The organism is Pseudomonas sp. HPB0071, assembly GCF_000478505.2.
GTDB classification, from domain to species: Bacteria; Pseudomonadota; Gammaproteobacteria; order Pseudomonadales; family Pseudomonadaceae; genus Chryseomonas; species Chryseomonas luteola.
In genome coordinates this window covers 671,534-687,882 of record NZ_KI517367.1, presented here as the reverse complement: position 1 = coordinate 687,882, position 16,349 = coordinate 671,534, and the positions used below count along the sequence as shown (strand labels likewise).

18 protein-coding genes are annotated in these 16,349 nt (G+C 55.4%); 9 read left to right on the top strand and 9 right to left on the bottom strand.

The features are described from left to right. Positions 1-35 precede the first annotated feature (35 nt). Positions 36-356, bottom strand: a complete 321-nt coding sequence (locus HMPREF1487_RS03500) for a DUF3509 domain-containing protein (RefSeq protein ID WP_010795211.1) — start codon at positions 354-356, stop codon at positions 36-38. A 270-nt stretch (positions 357-626) separates the two neighbouring features. Here HMPREF1487_RS03500 and HMPREF1487_RS03495 point away from each other — a divergent pair, with 270 nt between their 5' ends. The 3 genes from HMPREF1487_RS03495 to HMPREF1487_RS03485 are packed head-to-tail and all read left to right on the top strand — an operon-like array spanning position 627 to position 4,344. Further along, entirely contained in the window at positions 627-1,154 is a 528-nt protein-coding gene (locus tag HMPREF1487_RS03495; protein ID WP_010795210.1) for a (2Fe-2S)-binding protein, read from the top strand. Beyond that, on the top strand, positions 1,151-2,140 hold the full coding sequence (locus HMPREF1487_RS03490) for an FAD binding domain-containing protein (protein WP_010795209.1): 990 nt from the start codon (positions 1,151-1,153) through the stop codon (positions 2,138-2,140). Before HMPREF1487_RS03495 ends, HMPREF1487_RS03490 begins: the two co-directional genes overlap by 4 nt. Then, positions 2,137-4,344: a xanthine dehydrogenase family protein molybdopterin-binding subunit gene (locus tag HMPREF1487_RS03485; protein ID WP_010795208.1), complete on the top strand. Its 2,208-nt coding sequence runs from the start codon at positions 2,137-2,139 to the stop codon at positions 4,342-4,344. The genes HMPREF1487_RS03490 and HMPREF1487_RS03485 overlap by 4 nt, the downstream gene beginning before the upstream one ends. 73 nt (positions 4,345-4,417) lie before the next feature. On the opposite strand, the gene HMPREF1487_RS27670 is transcribed toward HMPREF1487_RS03485, so the two are convergent. The 4 genes from HMPREF1487_RS27670 to purM all read right to left on the bottom strand — a co-directional run bounded on the left by HMPREF1487_RS27670 (position 4,418) and on the right by purM (position 7,215). Further along, positions 4,418-4,555: a hypothetical protein gene (locus HMPREF1487_RS27670; RefSeq protein ID WP_010795207.1), complete on the bottom strand. Its 138-nt coding sequence runs from the start codon at positions 4,553-4,555 to the stop codon at positions 4,418-4,420. A gap of 222 nt (positions 4,556-4,777) precedes the next feature. Continuing rightward, positions 4,778-5,494, bottom strand: coding sequence for a DUF3108 domain-containing protein (locus HMPREF1487_RS03480; RefSeq protein ID WP_010795206.1), 717 nt, complete (start codon positions 5,492-5,494; stop codon positions 4,778-4,780). A gap of 12 nt (positions 5,495-5,506) precedes the next feature. Further along, positions 5,507-6,157 (bottom strand): phosphoribosylglycinamide formyltransferase, encoded by a 651-nt coding sequence (gene purN, locus HMPREF1487_RS03475; RefSeq protein ID WP_010795205.1) that lies wholly within the window; start codon positions 6,155-6,157, stop codon positions 5,507-5,509. After that, entirely contained in the window at positions 6,157-7,215 is a 1,059-nt protein-coding gene (gene purM, locus HMPREF1487_RS03470; protein ID WP_010795204.1) for a phosphoribosylformylglycinamidine cyclo-ligase, read from the bottom strand. Before purM ends, purN begins: the two co-directional genes overlap by 1 nt. Before the next feature lie 293 nt (positions 7,216-7,508). Between purM and HMPREF1487_RS03465 the strand changes: the two genes are divergently transcribed. The 3 genes from HMPREF1487_RS03465 to hda all read left to right on the top strand — a co-directional run bounded on the left by HMPREF1487_RS03465 (position 7,509) and on the right by hda (position 10,479). Continuing rightward, a complete protein-coding gene (locus tag HMPREF1487_RS03465) occupies positions 7,509-8,573 on the top strand; it encodes a DUF2066 domain-containing protein (RefSeq protein ID WP_010795203.1) in 1,065 nt (354 codons plus the stop codon). Between the two features lie 113 nt (positions 8,574-8,686). Further along, positions 8,687-9,778, top strand: coding sequence for an AI-2E family transporter (locus HMPREF1487_RS03460; protein ID WP_010795202.1), 1,092 nt, complete (start codon positions 8,687-8,689; stop codon positions 9,776-9,778). Further along, complete coding sequence (gene hda, locus HMPREF1487_RS03455) at positions 9,775-10,479, top strand: DnaA regulatory inactivator Hda (protein WP_010795201.1); 705 nt, start codon at positions 9,775-9,777, stop codon at positions 10,477-10,479. Before HMPREF1487_RS03460 ends, hda begins: the two co-directional genes overlap by 4 nt. Before the next feature lie 35 nt (positions 10,480-10,514). Here hda and wrbA read toward each other — a convergent pair whose 3' ends face one another. Both wrbA and arsC read right to left on the bottom strand, forming a co-directional pair. Then, positions 10,515-11,117 carry an NAD(P)H:quinone oxidoreductase gene (wrbA, locus tag HMPREF1487_RS03450; RefSeq protein ID WP_010795200.1) on the bottom strand — a complete coding sequence of 201 codons (603 nt, stop codon included), beginning with the start codon at positions 11,115-11,117 and terminating at the stop codon, positions 10,515-10,517. Next, positions 11,114-11,467: an arsenate reductase (glutaredoxin) gene (gene arsC / locus HMPREF1487_RS03445; RefSeq protein ID WP_010795199.1), complete on the bottom strand. Its 354-nt coding sequence runs from the start codon at positions 11,465-11,467 to the stop codon at positions 11,114-11,116. The genes wrbA and arsC overlap by 4 nt, the downstream gene beginning before the upstream one ends. Before the next feature lie 118 nt (positions 11,468-11,585). Here arsC and HMPREF1487_RS03440 point away from each other — a divergent pair, with 118 nt between their 5' ends. Genes HMPREF1487_RS03440 through HMPREF1487_RS03430 form a run of 3 tightly spaced genes read left to right on the top strand, consistent with a single transcriptional unit; the run spans position 11,586 to position 13,569 of the window. Beyond that, on the top strand, positions 11,586-12,836 hold the full coding sequence (locus HMPREF1487_RS03440; RefSeq protein WP_010795198.1) for a YihY family inner membrane protein: 1,251 nt from the start codon (positions 11,586-11,588) through the stop codon (positions 12,834-12,836). Beyond that, on the top strand, positions 12,833-13,297 hold the full coding sequence (locus HMPREF1487_RS03435; protein ID WP_010795197.1) for a TlpA family protein disulfide reductase: 465 nt from the start codon (positions 12,833-12,835) through the stop codon (positions 13,295-13,297). Before HMPREF1487_RS03440 ends, HMPREF1487_RS03435 begins: the two co-directional genes overlap by 4 nt. Further along, a complete protein-coding gene (locus HMPREF1487_RS03430) occupies positions 13,294-13,569 on the top strand; it encodes an acylphosphatase (RefSeq protein WP_010795196.1) in 276 nt (91 codons plus the stop codon). Before HMPREF1487_RS03435 ends, HMPREF1487_RS03430 begins: the two co-directional genes overlap by 4 nt. Positions 13,570-13,584: 15 nt before the next feature. On the opposite strand, the gene HMPREF1487_RS03425 is transcribed toward HMPREF1487_RS03430, so the two are convergent. Then, on the bottom strand, positions 13,585-14,532 hold the full coding sequence (locus tag HMPREF1487_RS03425) for a hypothetical protein (RefSeq protein WP_010795195.1): 948 nt from the start codon (positions 14,530-14,532) through the stop codon (positions 13,585-13,587). 8 nt (positions 14,533-14,540) lie between these two features. Next, a complete protein-coding gene (locus tag HMPREF1487_RS03420; RefSeq protein ID WP_010795194.1) occupies positions 14,541-16,256 on the bottom strand; it encodes a proline--tRNA ligase in 1,716 nt (571 codons plus the stop codon). Positions 16,257-16,349: the final 93 nt, after the last annotated feature.

The window sequence follows — 16,349 nt, the reverse complement described above, 5'->3', positions numbered from 1 at the left end:
CACGTTCCGTGCGCCGTCGTGGGTCAACGGCGCACCTAGGCAGTGCCATCGGAAGCCGCACCTTGCCGGCCAATTGATGGCGTAAGTGCCTGATCATTGGCCGGCTCCGAAAGCGCTTTCATCACCGAAATCCCTTGGCCTGCGTCAATGGCCAGCCCAAACCGTATGGTGTCGATTACGCGCTGAACCCTTGCCGGGTCTGCCAGTTGTTCCGCTGTGATGATTCGGCGGATTTTCGAGCCTTTCTGGTCGGTCAGTACCAGCGTGACGCTGCCTTCCAGATTTTCGATCAGAAAATTGATACTGAAATCCGCCTCGAACGCTTGTGCAATGGATTGCAAGGGACTCATTGCCATAGTGCTTTTCCTCACTGCCTTCACGTACCGCTCAAACACCATGAAGGCTGTGCAAAAACCGAGCCTTCAGGCGAAGCCTTTTATATCTGTAGTGAATAACGGTTTCTGATCGAGCATCGCACTGAGTCCTCCATCACATCTTGCCATGGGTTTGTGCTGAACCCTTGACGGAAGCTTTCAGTCGTATTCCTGAAATAGACATCCAATCGATGCCTTTCATGAAAAAAAGAGTGACCTCAGATCACTCCCCTTTACGACCGTGAGGCCTTTATGAATGCGACTCCTGCTCGCCAGCTTCGGCCCGACGCCGGTGCTGATACCCATACGATTTCCCTGATCATCAACGGTAAACAGCATGAGCTGGCAGTCGAGCCGTGGACGACATTGCTTGATCTGCTACGCGAACACCTGGACATGACCGGTACGAAGAAAGGATGCGACCATGGACAGTGTGGTGCCTGTACTGTGTTGGTCAACGGAACCCGCATCAACTCCTGCCTGAGTCTGGCCGTCATGCAGGACGGCGCTGAAATCACAACTATCGAAGGCCTTGCCAACGGCGATGAGTTACATCCCATGCAGGCAGCCTTCGTTGAGCAAGATGCCTTCCAGTGCGGTTATTGCACACCGGGGCAGATCTGTTCTGCCATTGGCATGATCAAGGAAGGCAAGGCGCAGACGCGTGATGAGATTCGTGAGCAAATGAGCGGAAACCTGTGCCGTTGCGGTGCTTACAACAACATTCTGGCGGCTATCGAGCAGGCCATGCCTGCCTGCAAGGGAGGGCCACGGGAATGAATCGCTTTAGTTATTCAAAACCCCAGCAAGTCACCGATGCCATCCAGCAGTTAAGTGACACGGGGCGGTTCATCGCCGGTGGGACCAACCTGCTCGACCTGATGAAGGAAAACGTGGCACGCCCCGACCAGCTGGTCGATATCAATGCGTTGCCCTTGCGCGAGATCGAAACGACGCAGGCCGGGGGCTTGCATATCGGGGCATTGGTCAAGAACTCGACGGTTGCCTACCATCCTGATGTCGAGCGGGTGTATCCCTTGCTTTCTCAAGCCATTCTGGCGGGTGCCTCGGCCCAGCTGCGCAACATGGCGTCCACCGGGGGCAATCTGCTCCAGCGCACGCGTTGTTATTACTTCTACGATATCGGCACGCCCTGCAATAAGCGCGAGCCGGGCTCAGGCTGCGGGGCGCTCAATGGCCAGAACCGCATCCATGCCGTTCTGGGGCACAACGATCAGTGTATCGCCGTCCATCCATCTGACATGGCCGTTGCGTTGGCTGCGTTGGAGGCCTCGGTTCATGTGTCAGGGCCTGAGGGTGACCGCGTGATTCCGATGAGCGAGTTTCACCGTCTGCCTGGTGATACACCGCATCTGGACACCAATCTAGGGCAGCATGAACTCATTACTGCTGTTGAGCTGCCTCCCAGAGGATTTGCCGAGAACTACGCCTACGTCAAGATCCGTGACCGAGCGTCCTATGCTTTTGCGCTCGTCTCGGTTGCCGCGGCGCTGGAGCTCAACGGCGACAACATAGGCACAGCCCGTATTGCCTTGGGAGGTGTGGCCCATAAACCCTGGCGTAAACCTGAGGCTGAAGCATTGCTGGCAGGCAAGCCGGCTACCGAAGAGAACTTTCGGGCAGCTGCAGAATTGCTCATGCAGGGAGCCCAGGGGTTCGAGCACAACAGCTTCAAGATTGAACTGGCCAAGCGCGCCATTGTGCGTGCCTTGAGCGAGGCTGCTTCAGGAGTAAATGCCAAATGACAGCTTATCTAGGAAAGGCCGTTTCTCGGGTCGATGGGCCACTCAAGGTAACTGGCAAAGCCCTTTATGCCGGTGAGTTCGGTACAGCCGACCTCTGCACCGGCTATGTCGTCAACAGCTCGGTAGCCAAGGGCCGCATCCTGAGCATCGATACCCAGGCAGCGCTCAATGTTCCGGGTGTTCTGGATGTCATTACCCATGAAAACCGTCCCGAGGTGGCATCGTATAACGAAAGCTACACCGATATGGACGCCGCAGATGGCAAGCACTTTCGTCCTCTCTATAACGACCGAGTCCTGTTCAACATGCAGCCGGTTGCGCTGGTGGTGGCAGAAAGCTTCGAAACTGCTCACTATGCGGCTTCGCTGATTCGAGTGGATTACGAAGCCGAGCCGCATCAGGCTGACATCTACGCTCAGCGTGGCAATGCCCATAAGGCGCCTACGCCCATGCCGCCAGATCGCGGCGATGCCGATAGCGCCTGGGCGAGTGCACCAGTGAAGATCGAGGCGGAATACCATTCGGCCGCCGAGTTTCATAATCCGATGGAGATGCATGCCTCTACGGTCATTTACAACACAGATGGCAAGTTGACCGTCCATGACAAGACGCAGGGCGTACAGAACAGCGCTCAGTTCATTTCCAACATCTTCGGCCTGCCTGATGGAGATGTACGTGTCGTAACACCCTTTGTGGGTGGCGCCTTTGGTTCTGGTTTGCGTCCACAGTATCAACTGGTACTGGCGACCATGGCGGCGCTTAAGCTCAAGCGTTCCGTTCGTGTAGTGCTGTCCCGCGAGCAAATGTTCTCGTTCGGTCATCGCCCGGAAACCATCCAGCATTTCCGGCTGGCGTGTGATCAGGAAGGCAAGCTGGTTTCGACTATCCACGAAGTAGTAGGCGAGACTTCAAGCTTTGAGGACTTCACTGAGATGGTCGTGGTCTGGTCCGCTTCGCTCTATGGATGCCCCAATGTGCGGCTGGATTACAAGCTGGCTCCCCTTGACCTCTATACACCGCTGGACATGCGTGCACCGGGCGCTGTGCTAGGTGTCTATGGCCTTGAATCCGCGATGGACGAGCTGGCCTACGCGGCCAACATTGATCCATTGGAGTTTCGTATCCGCAACTTCACGGATGTCGATCCTGCCTCCAACAAGCCTTACTCAAGCAAGGAGTTGCTCGAATGCTACCGCCAGGGTGCCGAACGGTTTGGCTGGTCCAAGCGTAGTCACGAACCACGTTCAATGCGCGATGGCAAGCAGCTGGTAGGGTGGGGAATGGCAACCGGTGTCTGGGAGGCCATGCAGAATCCCGCCAGTGCCAAGGCAGTGATCAACATCGACGGTAGCTTGGTCGTCTCCAGCGCTACAGCTGATATCGGTACGGGTACCTATACCGTCATGACCCAGATCGCAGCGGAACTCTTCGGCCTGCCTCTGGAAAAGGTCACATTCAGATTGGGCGACTCGACTTTGCCCAAGGCGCCCCTGGAAGGGGGATCGTTTACCGTTTCTTCTGTTGGCTCCGCCGTTAAGCAGGCATGCGAAACCCTTCAACAGCAACTGCTCGATCAAGCCAAGGAAGAGGATCAATCGCCCTTCAGCAACCTTGAGTTGACCGACGTCGTTTTCGAAAATGGTGAAATTTGCATCAAGGCCGCACCTGCCGAGCGAATCAAGATCGCTGATCTCTTGAAAAAGGGGGGGACACCAAGCATGGAGGCTTCCGCCAGTGCCTCGCCTAAGAAGGAGCGGGACGATTACACAACGGCTACCCACTCTGCAGTGTTTGTGGAGGTCAAGGTCGACGAAGACTTCGGTACGATTCAGGTCAGCCGGATGGTCAGTGCCATTGCAGCGGGGCGCGTCTTAAGTCTCAAGCCAGGACGAAACCAGATCCTGGGCGGAATGGTCTGGGGGATTGGCATGGCCATGCAGGAAGAGGGGATGCTTGATAAGGATCTGGCCCGCTGGATGAACCACAACATTGCCGAATACCATTTTCCGGTAAACGCCGATGTGCATGATCTGGATGTCATCTTTGTCGAAGAGCACGACGAGATTGTCAATCCGCTCGGCGCAAAAGGGATAGGCGAGATCGGTATTGTAGGGGTTGCGGCGGCCATCGCCAACGCGGTTTATCACGCAACAGGCAAGCGTATTCGTGATCTGCCAATTACCCTGGATAAGGTTTTCGAATAAAACGACTGATCAAAAAAGCCCGCCTCTAACAGGTGGGCTTTTTTATGGATACTGCTTTAAATCAACGCTGACTTTACGCGACCGCATCGGCCTCGGAATGATAAATACCGACTAAATGGCCTTCCTGGTGAACGTCCCAGACAGATAAACCCAGTGAACGGGCTTCTTGAGACATATGGTTTTCGTCGCGTTCAGTCACTGTAACGGTCATTGTCTTTCTCCTTGGTTAAAAGGGCACGCAAGGCAGCTAACAACTCGATCATTGATCAATCAGGAAAAGAGACCAAGCTGATTGTTTGCAATAATCTGTTACATTTATAGCGACAATATGTCGCAGGCTCAACAGGCAACACGTCATTCTGCAAAAAAACGCAGTCAATAAAAAACGCGCCTTACCTCTCGATAAGACGCGTTTTTAGGGGTACTAGGCGATTTAGCCTTGCTGACCTTTCACCGGCTTGCCGTCAACGGAGCCGTCTTCCAGCATGATCTGGTATTCCTTGCCATCGGTTTCCATCTGATACAGGCGGACCAGCAGGTAATCCCAGTTCTTCGCAAACCACAGTTCAGTCTTACGGTTGCTCTTGGTGGGATCTCGAACGCGCTCGACCTTGATGGCATCAACCAGACCCACCTTGGTGCGCACGCGCTCCTCGCCAATTACGCGAAAATCGTAAGTATCGATCTCATCACCGTCGACCACCTGGTAGCTCATGCTTTTCTTGCCGTCTGCCACATCATGCTGCAGGAGCAGCTGGTAAGTGGACTTGTCCACCAGACCACGGTCCAGCGGCAGGTTGACCGAGTCGCCTTTTTCAGTGCCGGTGACTTTCTTCGCGGTCCAGTCAAAGGTCAGCTTGCTTTCACGGCTTTTACCCAGGCCATGGCGTGAATAGCTATAGCTCGTGGGCAGGAACGTGTCGCCTTCATAGCGGAACGTACTGGCTTCGGTCAGGCCCGCCACCAGCATGGAGGCACTGAATTCAAGTTTCCAATTGCCATCCTGCTGTTTTGTCAGGTGCCGCTCAGCTGAGCCACTCATGGGCATCTGCTTCCAGTCGGCGGTGTAGCTGGCATCAAAGGGTTTAAGGTCGAACGCATGGGCGGGCAGGGCCAGCGCAAATGCGATCAGGCACAACAATCGTCGCATGGGATATTTCTCCTAGGATCGAATGACATGTCCGGTAGCCGACAACGGCTGGGCATCCAGTTCAGCGCCTCGCTCAGTCAGCCGTAAGCGCCCTTGGGCGAACCAGCTGACAGCCAGAGGATAAATTACGTGTTCCTGTCCGTGAACGCGCTGGGCCAGGGTTTCCGCTGTGTCACCAGGATGAATGGGAACGACGGCCTGTACAACAACCGGGCCGCCATCAAGCTCTTCCGTAACAAAGTGAACACTGCAGCCATGCTCCAGATCGCCTGCATCCAGCGCACGTTGATGCGTACGCAGACCGGTATAGCGTGGCAACAGGGAGGGGTGAATATTGAGCAGCCGGCCTCGGTAATGGGTCACGAAGCGCTCCGTCAGGATACGCATGAAGCCGGCCAGGACCAAGAGGTCCGGTTCAAAGCGATCAACCAGCTCGACGAGGGCAGCGTCGAACGCCTCCCGATCAGCGAACTGTGTATGGTCAAGAACCTGCGCCTCGATGCCCGCTTGGCGAGCACGCTCCAATCCGTAGGCATCCGCACGGTTGGAAACCACCGCGCGGATCTGGATGGGCGCCTCCGGGCTGGTCGAGGCATCGATCAGTGCCTGCAGGTTGCTACCGGCACCTGAGATCAATACCACGACATTACAACGTGCAGGCATCAATGCGTCTTCAGATTATTCAGTACAACGCGAGGAGCGCTTTCATCGCAGGCGGCGATCTGACCGATTACCCAAGGCTGCTCGCCCGCATCGCGCAACGTGTTCAGCGCCTTCTCAACGTGCTCCTGCGCGACGCAGATGACCATGCCAACACCGCAATTCAGCACGCGATGCATTTCTGTCTCGTCAACGTTGCCCTGCTGTTGCAGCCAGTCGAATACGACCGGACGTGTCCAGCTCTCCACGTCGATGACTGCCTGCGCGTTTTCAGGCAGAACGCGCGGAATGTTTTCGAGCAGGCCGCCACCAGTAATGTGGGCCATCGCTTTCACGGCGCCGGTGTCCTTGATCAGCTTGAGCAGGGGTTTGACATAGATACGCGTCGGCGCCATCAGAAGGTCGGTCAAAGGTTTGCCGTCGAGCTGGATGCTTTCGATATCCGCGCCTGCAACCTCGATGATCTTGCGGATCAGGGAGTAACCATTGGAGTGCGGGCCGGAGGAGGGCAGCGCGATCAGCGCATCGCCGGTCGATACCTTGGAGCCGTCGATGATCTCGGCCTTTTCCACCACGCCTACGCAGAAACCAGCCAGATCGTAGTCTTCGCCCTCGTACATGCCGGGCATTTCGGCGGTCTCACCCCCTACCAGCGAGCATCCGGCCTGCTCACAGCCTTCGCCGATACCGGTCACTACCTGAGCCGCGACATCAACGTTCAGTTTGCCGGTGGCATAGTAGTCCAAGAAGAAGAGTGGCTCGGCGCCACAGACAACCAGGTCATTTACACACATGGCAACAAGGTCGATACCAATGCTGTCATGCTTTTTCAGATTCATTGCCAGACGAAGCTTGGTGCCGACACCGTCCGTACCTGAAACCAGAACCGGCTGCTTGTAACCGGCCGGGATTTCACAGAGGGCGCCAAAACCACCGAGGCCGCCCATGACTTCCGGGCGGGCAGTACGCTTGGCGACGCCTTTGATACGTTCAACCAGGGCTTCGCCTGCGTCGATATCCACTCCGGCGTCCTTGTAGCTCAACGAGGGTTGCTTGCTCATGAATCCAGGCCTTTTAAAAATGCTGCGAAACAGGCTATGCCGCGGGCACAGCTTTTGAGAGGCGGCGATTTTACCAGAAGCAATCGGGAAACGGCGCTTCCTGACGAGGCACTGTTGGTCATCGAATGGCCTTGTCAGGCTTATTCAGCTTTTATTCAGTCATAAAGGAGCCTTTTGGCATAAAGCGCGGTCTGATTTCACCGTGATGCTGCACATAACCTGCCCTCAGGCTTGCCGCCGGGCATGGCGCCTTTTAAGGTATGCCTCTTCGTTCCTGCTTGCCGAGACTCTACATGCGTCGTTTTGCCTTTCTGCTTACGCTCTGCCTACCCTTGCTGAGCCAGTCTGCTTCAGCAGCCTTGGTGGAAGGCCTTTATCAGGTGCGCGAGCCCGTTGCCTCCCAGCAGCCCTCAGAGCGCGACGCTGCGCTGGGGCGTGCCCTGCAGGATCTGGTGGTTCGTTTGACTGGCGATGCGAATGCCGCTCAGAGCCCTGCCTTATCCGAGTCGGTAAAAAGCCCTCAGCAACTAATTACCCAGTACAGTTACGATGCCGGCCCGCCAGCCGTGCTGGTCGTCAATTTCGATCCTGCATCCGTCAACCGTACCCTGACGCAGGCGGGGCTGCCTATCTGGGGAGCCAATCGCCCCTCTGTGATGACGTGGTGGTTGAACGATTCTGATGGTGGTAGTGCCCTGGTGGGTGACAGCCAACCAGCGGCAGCTCCTTTGCAAAGGGCCGCTCAGGACAGTGGCCTGCCGCTCGTCCTGCCCTTGGCAGACCTCAGTGAACAGCTGGTCGGTACTGCCGAAAATATTGATTCTGGCAAGCCAGATGCCCTGCGTGAGGCTTCCAAGCGTTATAGCAGTGATGTATTGCTGGCGGTTCATGCCAGGCAATCGGGTAGTTCCTGGCAGGCTCAATGGCGGATGTGGCAGGGGACCAACTCGGCACAGGGCAATGCGCAGGGAGCCGATCTGGATGCCCTGGCCAATACCATCATGCATGAGCTAAGTACACGTCTGGCCAAGCAGTTCATTACCAAGCCAGGTTCTACACAAGCTCTGACACTGGTAGTAGATGGGGCCAATTTCGAGCGCTACTCTCAGCTGCAAAAGCTGCTGGAGCCCATGGGTGCTCGGTTGCTCAAGGCAGAGAATGGACAGCTTCGCTATCAGCTGACCGCTAACCCGGATCAACTTCATGCACAGTTAGGCCTGGCCGATCTGGAGCAATCTTCTGCACCGGTCGATGCCAACGCGCCCGTTGCGGCACCGGACACCCAAGCTGCACCAGGCGCTTCACAGCCGCCCGCACCTGCGCCAGCACAACAGGTACTCTATTATCGCTGGCATTGATCGGGTCCGCTAAAGAGAGACCTTACCGCAGGCCGATCATCAGACACTCCCAAGCCGCCTGGCCTTCGCCTAGCGGCTTTCTTTATGCACAAATTATTTAGCGAGAAACGAACATGACGACACGCCGCTGGTATGTCATTGGCGGGCTGGCCGTTTTGCTGTGGCTGCTGCACTCGGTGCAGCCTATTCTGTCTCCCTTTCTGATCAGCATGTTACTGGCCTACCTGGGTGATCCATTGGTAGATCGGCTGGAGCGGCTGGGGCTCTCCCGCACATTGGCCGTGCTTACGGTATATCTGGCCTTCCTGCTGGTTCTGCTGGGCATGCTGCTTGTCATCGTGCCCATGCTGGTCAGGCAGTTCATCCGTTTCTACGAGTTGATGCCTGCCATACTCGACTGGCTCCAGTTCACCGCATTGCCATGGATTCAGATCAAATTCGGTCTTGCAGACAGCTTCTGGCGCTTCGATCGTATCAAGGCGGTGCTGACCAGCCATCTGGATCGTACCGGTGATATCGTCGGTATCGTTCTCGCCCAGGCAACGTCTTCCAGTCTTGCTTTACTGGCCTGGATCGGAAACACGTTGTTGATCCCGGTCGTAAGCTTTTATCTGTTACGCGACTGGGATGTCATGGTTGGCAAGCTCAGGGGCCTGCTCCCGCGTCGACACGAAGGTTTGGTGACTCGGCTGCTGGGTGACTGTCATGAGGTACTGGGCGCCTTCCTGCGCGGACAGTTGATGGTCATGCTTGGCCTTGGAATCATCTATGCCGGTGGGCTGATGCTGGTAGGGCTTGAGCTGGGCCTGTTGATTGGTCTGCTGGCGGGACTGGCCAGCATTGTCCCGTATATGGGATTTGCGGTTGGCATCACTGCAGCCATGGCTGCTGGATTCTTCCAGTTTGGCCTTGATTGGTATCCGCTGCTGGGCATTCTCGCGGTATTTGTCTTCGGACAAATGATCGAAGGCATGGTGCTGACACCGCTTCTGGTGGGTGATCGTATTGGCCTACATCCCGTTGCGGTCATCTTTGCCGTTCTGGCGGGTGGTCAACTGTTTGGTTTCAGCGGTATTCTTCTCGCATTACCCGTAGCCGCCGTCTTGATGGTTCTGCTGCGTCATATCCATGATTTGTATAAACTTTCCGACCTTTACTCCAAACCCGGTCGACCTGAATCCAGCGAGCCGCCAGACACGGCATGAAACCGATACAGTTACCCTTGGGTGTGCGTCTACGCGATGACGCTACCTTTGCCAATTATTATCCCGGCGCAAATGCGGCGGCGCTGGGTTATGTCGAGCGCCTATGCGAGCTGGACGCAGGTTGGGCTGAAAGCCTTATCTACCTCTGGGGAACGGAAGGCGCCGGGCGTAGCCATTTGATGCAGGCTGCCTGCCTGCGGTTTTATCAGATGGGTGAGCAAGCCGTTTATCTGCCAATGGCCGAGCTTTCCGGGTATGGAACCGCGCTGTTTGAAAATCTCGAACAGTGCGAGCTGGTTTGCCTGGACGATCTGGATGCCCTGGCAGGCAAGCGAGAATGGGAAGAGGCGATGTTTCATCTCTTCAATCGTGTGCGGGATGCCGGAAAGCGGCTCTTGCTGTCTGGCTCCAAGCCTCCACGGTCATTGCCTATCAAGCTTCCGGATCTCAAATCACGGCTTACCATGGCATTGGTCTTCCAGCTTCAGCCGCTGTCTGATGAAGACAAGCTGCGCGCGCTGCAGCTGCGCGCCTCTCGACGGGGTCTGCATCTGAACGAAGAAGTGGGACGCTATATCCTGACGCGTGGCTCACGGAGCATGAACTCCTTGTTTGATGTGCTTGAGCGTCTGGATCACGCCTCCTTGCAGGCGCGGCGCAAGCTCACCATTCCGTTCGTCAAGGAAATCATGGATTGGTGAGCCGCTACCTGTTTACGGCGCTGTAGCTAAGCACTTCAGCGGCGCGACTCCAGTTGCAGGGCTGTGGTTGCAAGGCGCTTGCCTAGCGCACGGCACAGCGTGATCTCATGTTCATCCAAGGCCCGCTTGCCATCGGTTCCGGCAAAGTGGCTGGCACCATAAGGTGTGCCGCCGCCTTTGGTTTCAAGCAGGGCGCTTTCGCTGTACGGCAATCCGGTTACCAGCATGCCGTGATGGAGCAGAGGCAGCAGCATGGAGAGCAGCGTGCTTTCCTGACCACCGTGCAGACTTGCAGTGGAAGTGAAGACCGCGGCCGGCTTTCCTACCAATTCGCCTGTCAGCCACAAGCTGTTCGTGCCATCCAAAAAGTACTTCAGCGCCGCCGCCATGTTGCCGTACCGCGTAGGGCTGCCCAAGGCCAGGCCGTTACAATGCCGCAGATCATCAAGGCTGGCATATAGCGCGCCTTCCTCTGGAATTTCCGGTGCGGTTGCTTCACATACTGTCGACACACCCGGAACGGTCCTGATACGTGCCTCCAGGCCACCCATTTCCACACCGCGGGCAATCTGCTGAGCCATCTGGGCTGTAGCACCATGTCGGCTGTAATAAAGCACCAGGATATAGGAAGCACTCATGGCAGTATCTCCAGAACCTTTTCTGGCGGGCGGCCAACGACCGCCTTGTCGCCTACGATGAAAATGGGGCGTTCAATCAGTTTCGGATGACTCGCCATGGCTTCAATCAGTCTGTCTTCAGAAAGAGTTTCATCCGCCAAGCCTAGCGCTTTGTATTCCTCTTCGCCGGTACGCAGAAGCTGACGAGCCGGGATGCCCAGTTTAAGCAGAATACCCTTGAGGTCTGCGGCGGTAGGGGGCGTTTCAAGGTAGCGAACCACATGCAGGTCCAGCTTTTTTTCCTGCAACAATTCGAGTGCGCTGCGGGACTTGGAGCAACGAGGATTGTGGAAGAGTATCGATTCGCTCATTGAAAAGGTCGCATCGTTGTGGAGGTGACAGCTATTCTAACGGGCCTCCGGTGGTCTGAACGAGCATTGTGCCGGGTAATTGGATTCAAGACGATTCACGCATGGTTGAGGAAATAGAATGCGTCAGCGCCTGAGCGACACATTTGAATGGGGCCGTTTCCTGGTCAAACGCTTTCTTGGCGATCGAGCGCCCAACAACGCGGCGGCCTTGACCTACACCACCCTGTTTGCCGTCGTTCCCATCATGACGGTGACCTTTGCCATGCTCTCTGCCATTCCCGCCTTTCAGGGAACAGAAGAGCAGATTCAGATATTCATCTTCCATAACTTCGTCCCTTCGACCGGCGAGACCTTGGAGGAGCACCTGCGTGGATTTATCGAGCAGGCCCGCCACTTGACATGGCTAGGCGTCGCGCTGCTGGCAGTAACGTCCCTCACCATGCTGGTGACCATTGAAAAAACCTTCAATGACATTTGGCGGGTTTCCCAACCTCGTCGAGGCATGTCCAGTTTTCTCCTGTATTGGGCAATCCTCAGTCTGGGGCCTCTTTTGCTAGGCGCAGGCTTTGCGATCAGCACCTATATCGCGTCGCTGTCCCTGATGTCAGGTCGATACGCAGTCATGGGAACAGCCGTGCTGCTCAAGTTCATGCCATTATTTTTCAGTATGGCTGCCTTCACCTTGCTCTATGCCGCGGTACCAAACACGCGTGTTCCGCTCAAGCATGCATTGGTTGGAGGCATCTTTACGTCAGTGCTATTCGAAGCGGCCAAGTCATTGTTTGGCTTGTATGTCATGTTTTTTCCGGGCTACAAGCTGATCTACGGCGCTTTTGCGACCATTCCGCTTTTTCTGGTCTGGATTTACGTCTCCTGGCTGATCGTTCTTTTTGGCGCGGAGTTGGTGTGCAACCTTTCTTCCTCCAAGCAGTGGCGCCGACAGCCAATCCCTACGTTTCTTGTCTTGCTGGGCGTACTTCGTGTCTTTCTGGATCGGCAACAGACAGGCGCCTCGCTCGATCTTGTCGAGCTCCAGAAAAGCGGCTGGAAGTTGCCTGAGGATCAATGGCAACCCATTCTGGATTTTCTCAAGAAAGAGAAACTGGTGTGCCACACCAGTAGTGGAAGATGGGTGCTCTGCCGGGATCTCAACACATTCACCCTGACGCAATTGATGGAAAAGAGCCCATGGCATCTACCAGAGATCGATCGTCTTCCTGAGGTCGAGCGCTGTACAGGTGACTGGTATCCTCCTCTGATTGAAGCGCTTAAACAGCTTCATGAGCAACGTGAGCAACTTCTGGGCGGCAGTCTCGCCAAGTGGCTGAAACCTGAAGCCAAACCAGTATCTTCCATGGAGTCAGCATGATTACTAAAGCGTTACGTGGCGGCCTGCTTGCCGTCAGTTTCTTGTTGGCAGCCTGTACGCCGGATTACGGAAATGACCAGTATGGCCATAAAATCGATAACGCTCAGCTGGACGGGCGGTGGTTGGTCATTAATTATTGGGCAGAGTGGTGCGGACCCTGTCACAAGGAAATCCCCCAGCTCAATGCCTTGGCCAAAGCCAATGCTGAGATAAGGGTGCTAGGCGTTAACTACGATCATCAGCAGGACGATGCACTGCGTAAGAGTGCAGAAACGATGGGTATTCAATACGCCGTCTTCCAAAAGGATCCTGCCAAGCATTTTGATCTGCCGGTCAGCAATGTCCTGCCAGCCACCTATCTTGTTGACCCCCAAGGCCGTTTCAGGGAAAAGCTTGTAGGGGAGCAAACGGCTGCGGTCATACAGGCACGTATCGCTGAGCTGGAGAAGCAGTCACCATGAGCAGTCAGGCAAGGCATATCCACGTCGACGGACGGGTACAGGGCGTCCGTTATCGAGAAAGTGCCCGGGAAGAGGCAGAGCGCTTAGGTATCACAGGGTGGGTAAGAAACCTGGACGATGGGCGTGTCGAGATAAAATGTGAAGGCGAGCCAGAAGCGGTGGAGCAGTTTCTGGCATGGCTTCGTCATGGCCCCGCACAGGCGAATGTCAATCAAGTCCTGGTTCAGGATCATGCGCTATTGGGGCTTGGTAACTTTACAGTATGGCGCTAATAGCCATATAGATGCTTACTGGCTGATGGTTTTGGGTGTTCCGGTTGCTTTGGCTAATGCAGTGACAAACTCATTTTGCAGCTCCGGATCATTGTGGGTCAGCTCGATCAGGTTCTGTTCCAGTTCGCTGGATTCTTCCTCCAGGCCTAGTTCAGACAAGCGCTTTACACGATGAACCCAGCGAGTCACATCGTCCTCTTCAAGGTCATCGTAAATAAGCTCATGGGCCTCCAGAAGTTTGCTACGCAGGCTGCGGCTTACCGTTAACGTGCGCTCGGCTTTGGTCTGGTCTTCAGGGTCGATAACCGTGATGTTCAGCTTGCCAACGCCGCTGATATCATGACCTGCAAAAGGGTCTTCCAGCAGGTTCAGACGCAAAAAGCCGTTTTGGTCGGTCAGCAGCTCATGTCGAGCCTTGCCCGCCTTGACTTCAACGGGGCGCTCAGTCCAGGGAAGGCTGGTGTATTCGACGCGTTTATCGAGCTGCTTTTCATCAATGCTGGCCAGGTTCTGCTCGGAGCGCCCATTGGACGCCACGTTCATGAACGGGTTAAGGCCGTCCAGCCCATAGACGACCAGTCCATGTGTTGCGCTTTCAGGAAGACTGCCAAGAAGAGGCACATTGAGAATATTGGCGCCTATGCCTGCCACGAGTGTTACAGCTCCCAGCGGAACCTCATAAAGCTCCCGCCAGGGCTGATAAGGCGTATACCGGTCGTAATGACGTGTTACTTCGAAATCAGTCACTTCATAACGATGTTGATCGAGTACCTTGATTCGTCGCTGTGGCAGTTCGAGCACTTCTTTTTCGCCAGCATTGATCTGCAGGCTGTGTTCGATCAATTTGCGATCGACGCGCTCCTCGTGCTCGCTGCGCTGCGGTAAGTGATTGGCGCACCCAGAAAGCACCGTCACACTGGCAAGCGTGACGGAAAGGAGAAAAGAAGGGCTTCTTACAGGCATGGCTTGGCTCAACGATTAATGCGTGCTTCCAAAAATGGCAGCAATTCATTGATCGGCACATTCTGGTTGTCCTGCTCGCGGCGTCCTTTGTACTCGTAAGTACCTTCAGCAAGGCCGCGATCACCTACTACGATCCGGTGAGGAATGCCGATCAACTCCATATCTGCAAATTTGACGCCGGGACTTGTCTTTTTGTCACGATCATCCAACAGGACTTCATAACCGGCAGCAGTTAGCGCCTGATACAGTTGATCCGTTACTTCCCGTACGCGCTCGTTTTCATATTTCAGAGGAACCAGCGCAATGTGGAAGGGAGTAAGCGCATCGGGCCATAGGATGCCGCGTTCATCATGATTCTGCTCGATGGCTGCCGCGACGACACGAGACACGCCGATGCCATAGCAGCCCATAGTGAGCTTGACGGGCTTTCCTTGTTCGCTCAGGACGGTCAGGTTCATTGCTTCACTGTACTTGGTGCCAAGCTGGAAAATATGACCGACCTCGATGCCGCGTTTGATGACCAGGTTGCCCTTGCCGTCGGGGCTGGGATCGCCTGCCACCACATTGCGCAGATCAGCGACCTCAGGCAGCGGCAGGTCACGCTCCCAATTCACTCCAAAATAGTGTTTGTCATCAATATTTGCACCTGCTGCGAAGTCGCTCATCATGGCAACCGAGCGATCGATGACGCAAGGCATTGGAAGGTTCAACGGGCCTAGGGAGCCAGGACCTGCGCCAATGGCTGCACGAACTTCCGCCTCAGTAGCAAATTCGAGAGGGGAGGCAACAAGTTCGAGATTGGAGGCCTTGATTTCGTTCAGCTCATGATCGCCACGAATGATGAGCGCAACGAGCGTGCCTTCTTCTGCGCCATGTACGATCAATGTCTTGATCGTCTTCTCAATCGGCAGATTGAAGTTCTCTACCAGCGCCGCGATGGTTTTGGTGTCTGGTGTATCAACCAGGCGAAGCTCTTCAGTAGCCGCGCCGCGTGAAGTTTCACGGGGTAGCGCCTCAGCCTTTTCAATATTGGCTGCGTAATCGGAACTGTCACTGAAAACGATATCGTCTTCGCCGGAGCTGGCCAGTACATGGAATTCATGGGAGCCGCTGCCGCCAATGGAGCCGTTATCAGCCTGAACAGGACGGAAGTTCAACCCGAGTCGGGTGAATACGTTGCAGTAGGCTTGATACATCCGATCATAGGTCTCCTGTAGCGATTCCTGAGTCATATGAAAGGAGTAGGCATCCTTCATGACGAACTCACGTCCACGCATCAGGCCAAAGCGAGGGCGAATTTCATCGCGAAACTTGGTCTGGATTTGGTACATGTTGATCGGAAGCTGCTTATAGCTGTTGAGCTCGTTGCGCGCCAGATCTGTAATCACTTCCTCATGGGTTGGGCCTACGCAAAAGTCGCGCTCATGACGATCCTTGAGGCGGAGCAGTTCGGGGCCATATTGTTCCCAGCGGCCTGATTCCTGCCACAGCTCGGCGGGCTGAATGGCTGGCATGAGTACTTCCAGAGCGCCGGCCGCATTCATCTCTTCGCGTACAACAGTCTCGACCTTGCGTAATACACGCAGGCCCAGCGGCAGCCAGGTATAGAGGCCGGACGCCAGCTTGCGGATCATGCCGGCGCGTAGCAGGAGTTGATGACTGATGACAGTGGCATCAGAAGGCGTTTCTTTCAGAGTAGAGAGAAGATACTGACTAGTACGCATGAGGGCAGGTCTTTTCTGATCAGCGAAAACTGCATTGTACGGTGGGCTTTCCTAGCCGTACAGGCGAGAGGGGCAAGCATTAGAGAGAAGTAG

Coding starts and splice junctions, on each gene's coding strand:
- HMPREF1487_RS03425 (WP_010795195.1), bottom strand. CDS start 14,532: ATGCCTGTAAGAAGCCCTTCTTTTCTCCTTTCCGTCACGCTTGCCAGT.
- HMPREF1487_RS03460 (WP_010795202.1), top strand. CDS start 8,687: ATGACGACACGCCGCTGGTATGTCATTGGCGGGCTGGCCGTTTTGCTG.
- HMPREF1487_RS03500 (WP_010795211.1), bottom strand. CDS start 356: ATGGCAATGAGTCCCTTGCAATCCATTGCACAAGCGTTCGAGGCGGAT.
- HMPREF1487_RS27670 (WP_010795207.1), bottom strand. CDS start 4,555: ATGACCGTTACAGTGACTGAACGCGACGAAAACCATATGTCTCAAGAA.
- HMPREF1487_RS03420 (WP_010795194.1), bottom strand. CDS start 16,256: ATGCGTACTAGTCAGTATCTTCTCTCTACTCTGAAAGAAACGCCTTCT.
- HMPREF1487_RS03430 (WP_010795196.1), top strand. CDS start 13,294: ATGAGCAGTCAGGCAAGGCATATCCACGTCGACGGACGGGTACAGGGC.
- HMPREF1487_RS03490 (WP_010795209.1), top strand. CDS start 1,151: ATGAATCGCTTTAGTTATTCAAAACCCCAGCAAGTCACCGATGCCATC.
- HMPREF1487_RS03465 (WP_010795203.1), top strand. CDS start 7,509: ATGCGTCGTTTTGCCTTTCTGCTTACGCTCTGCCTACCCTTGCTGAGC.
- wrbA (WP_010795200.1), bottom strand. CDS start 11,117: ATGAGTGCTTCCTATATCCTGGTGCTTTATTACAGCCGACATGGTGCT.
- purN (WP_010795205.1), bottom strand. CDS start 6,157: ATGCCTGCACGTTGTAATGTCGTGGTATTGATCTCAGGTGCCGGTAGC.
- HMPREF1487_RS03495 (WP_010795210.1), top strand. CDS start 627: ATGAATGCGACTCCTGCTCGCCAGCTTCGGCCCGACGCCGGTGCTGAT.
- purM (WP_010795204.1), bottom strand. CDS start 7,215: ATGAGCAAGCAACCCTCGTTGAGCTACAAGGACGCCGGAGTGGATATC.
- HMPREF1487_RS03480 (WP_010795206.1), bottom strand. CDS start 5,494: ATGCGACGATTGTTGTGCCTGATCGCATTTGCGCTGGCCCTGCCCGCC.
- HMPREF1487_RS03440 (WP_010795198.1), top strand. CDS start 11,586: ATGCGTCAGCGCCTGAGCGACACATTTGAATGGGGCCGTTTCCTGGTC.
- HMPREF1487_RS03485 (WP_010795208.1), top strand. CDS start 2,137: ATGACAGCTTATCTAGGAAAGGCCGTTTCTCGGGTCGATGGGCCACTC.
- hda (WP_010795201.1), top strand. CDS start 9,775: ATGAAACCGATACAGTTACCCTTGGGTGTGCGTCTACGCGATGACGCT.
- arsC (WP_010795199.1), bottom strand. CDS start 11,467: ATGAGCGAATCGATACTCTTCCACAATCCTCGTTGCTCCAAGTCCCGC.
- HMPREF1487_RS03435 (WP_010795197.1), top strand. CDS start 12,833: ATGATTACTAAAGCGTTACGTGGCGGCCTGCTTGCCGTCAGTTTCTTG.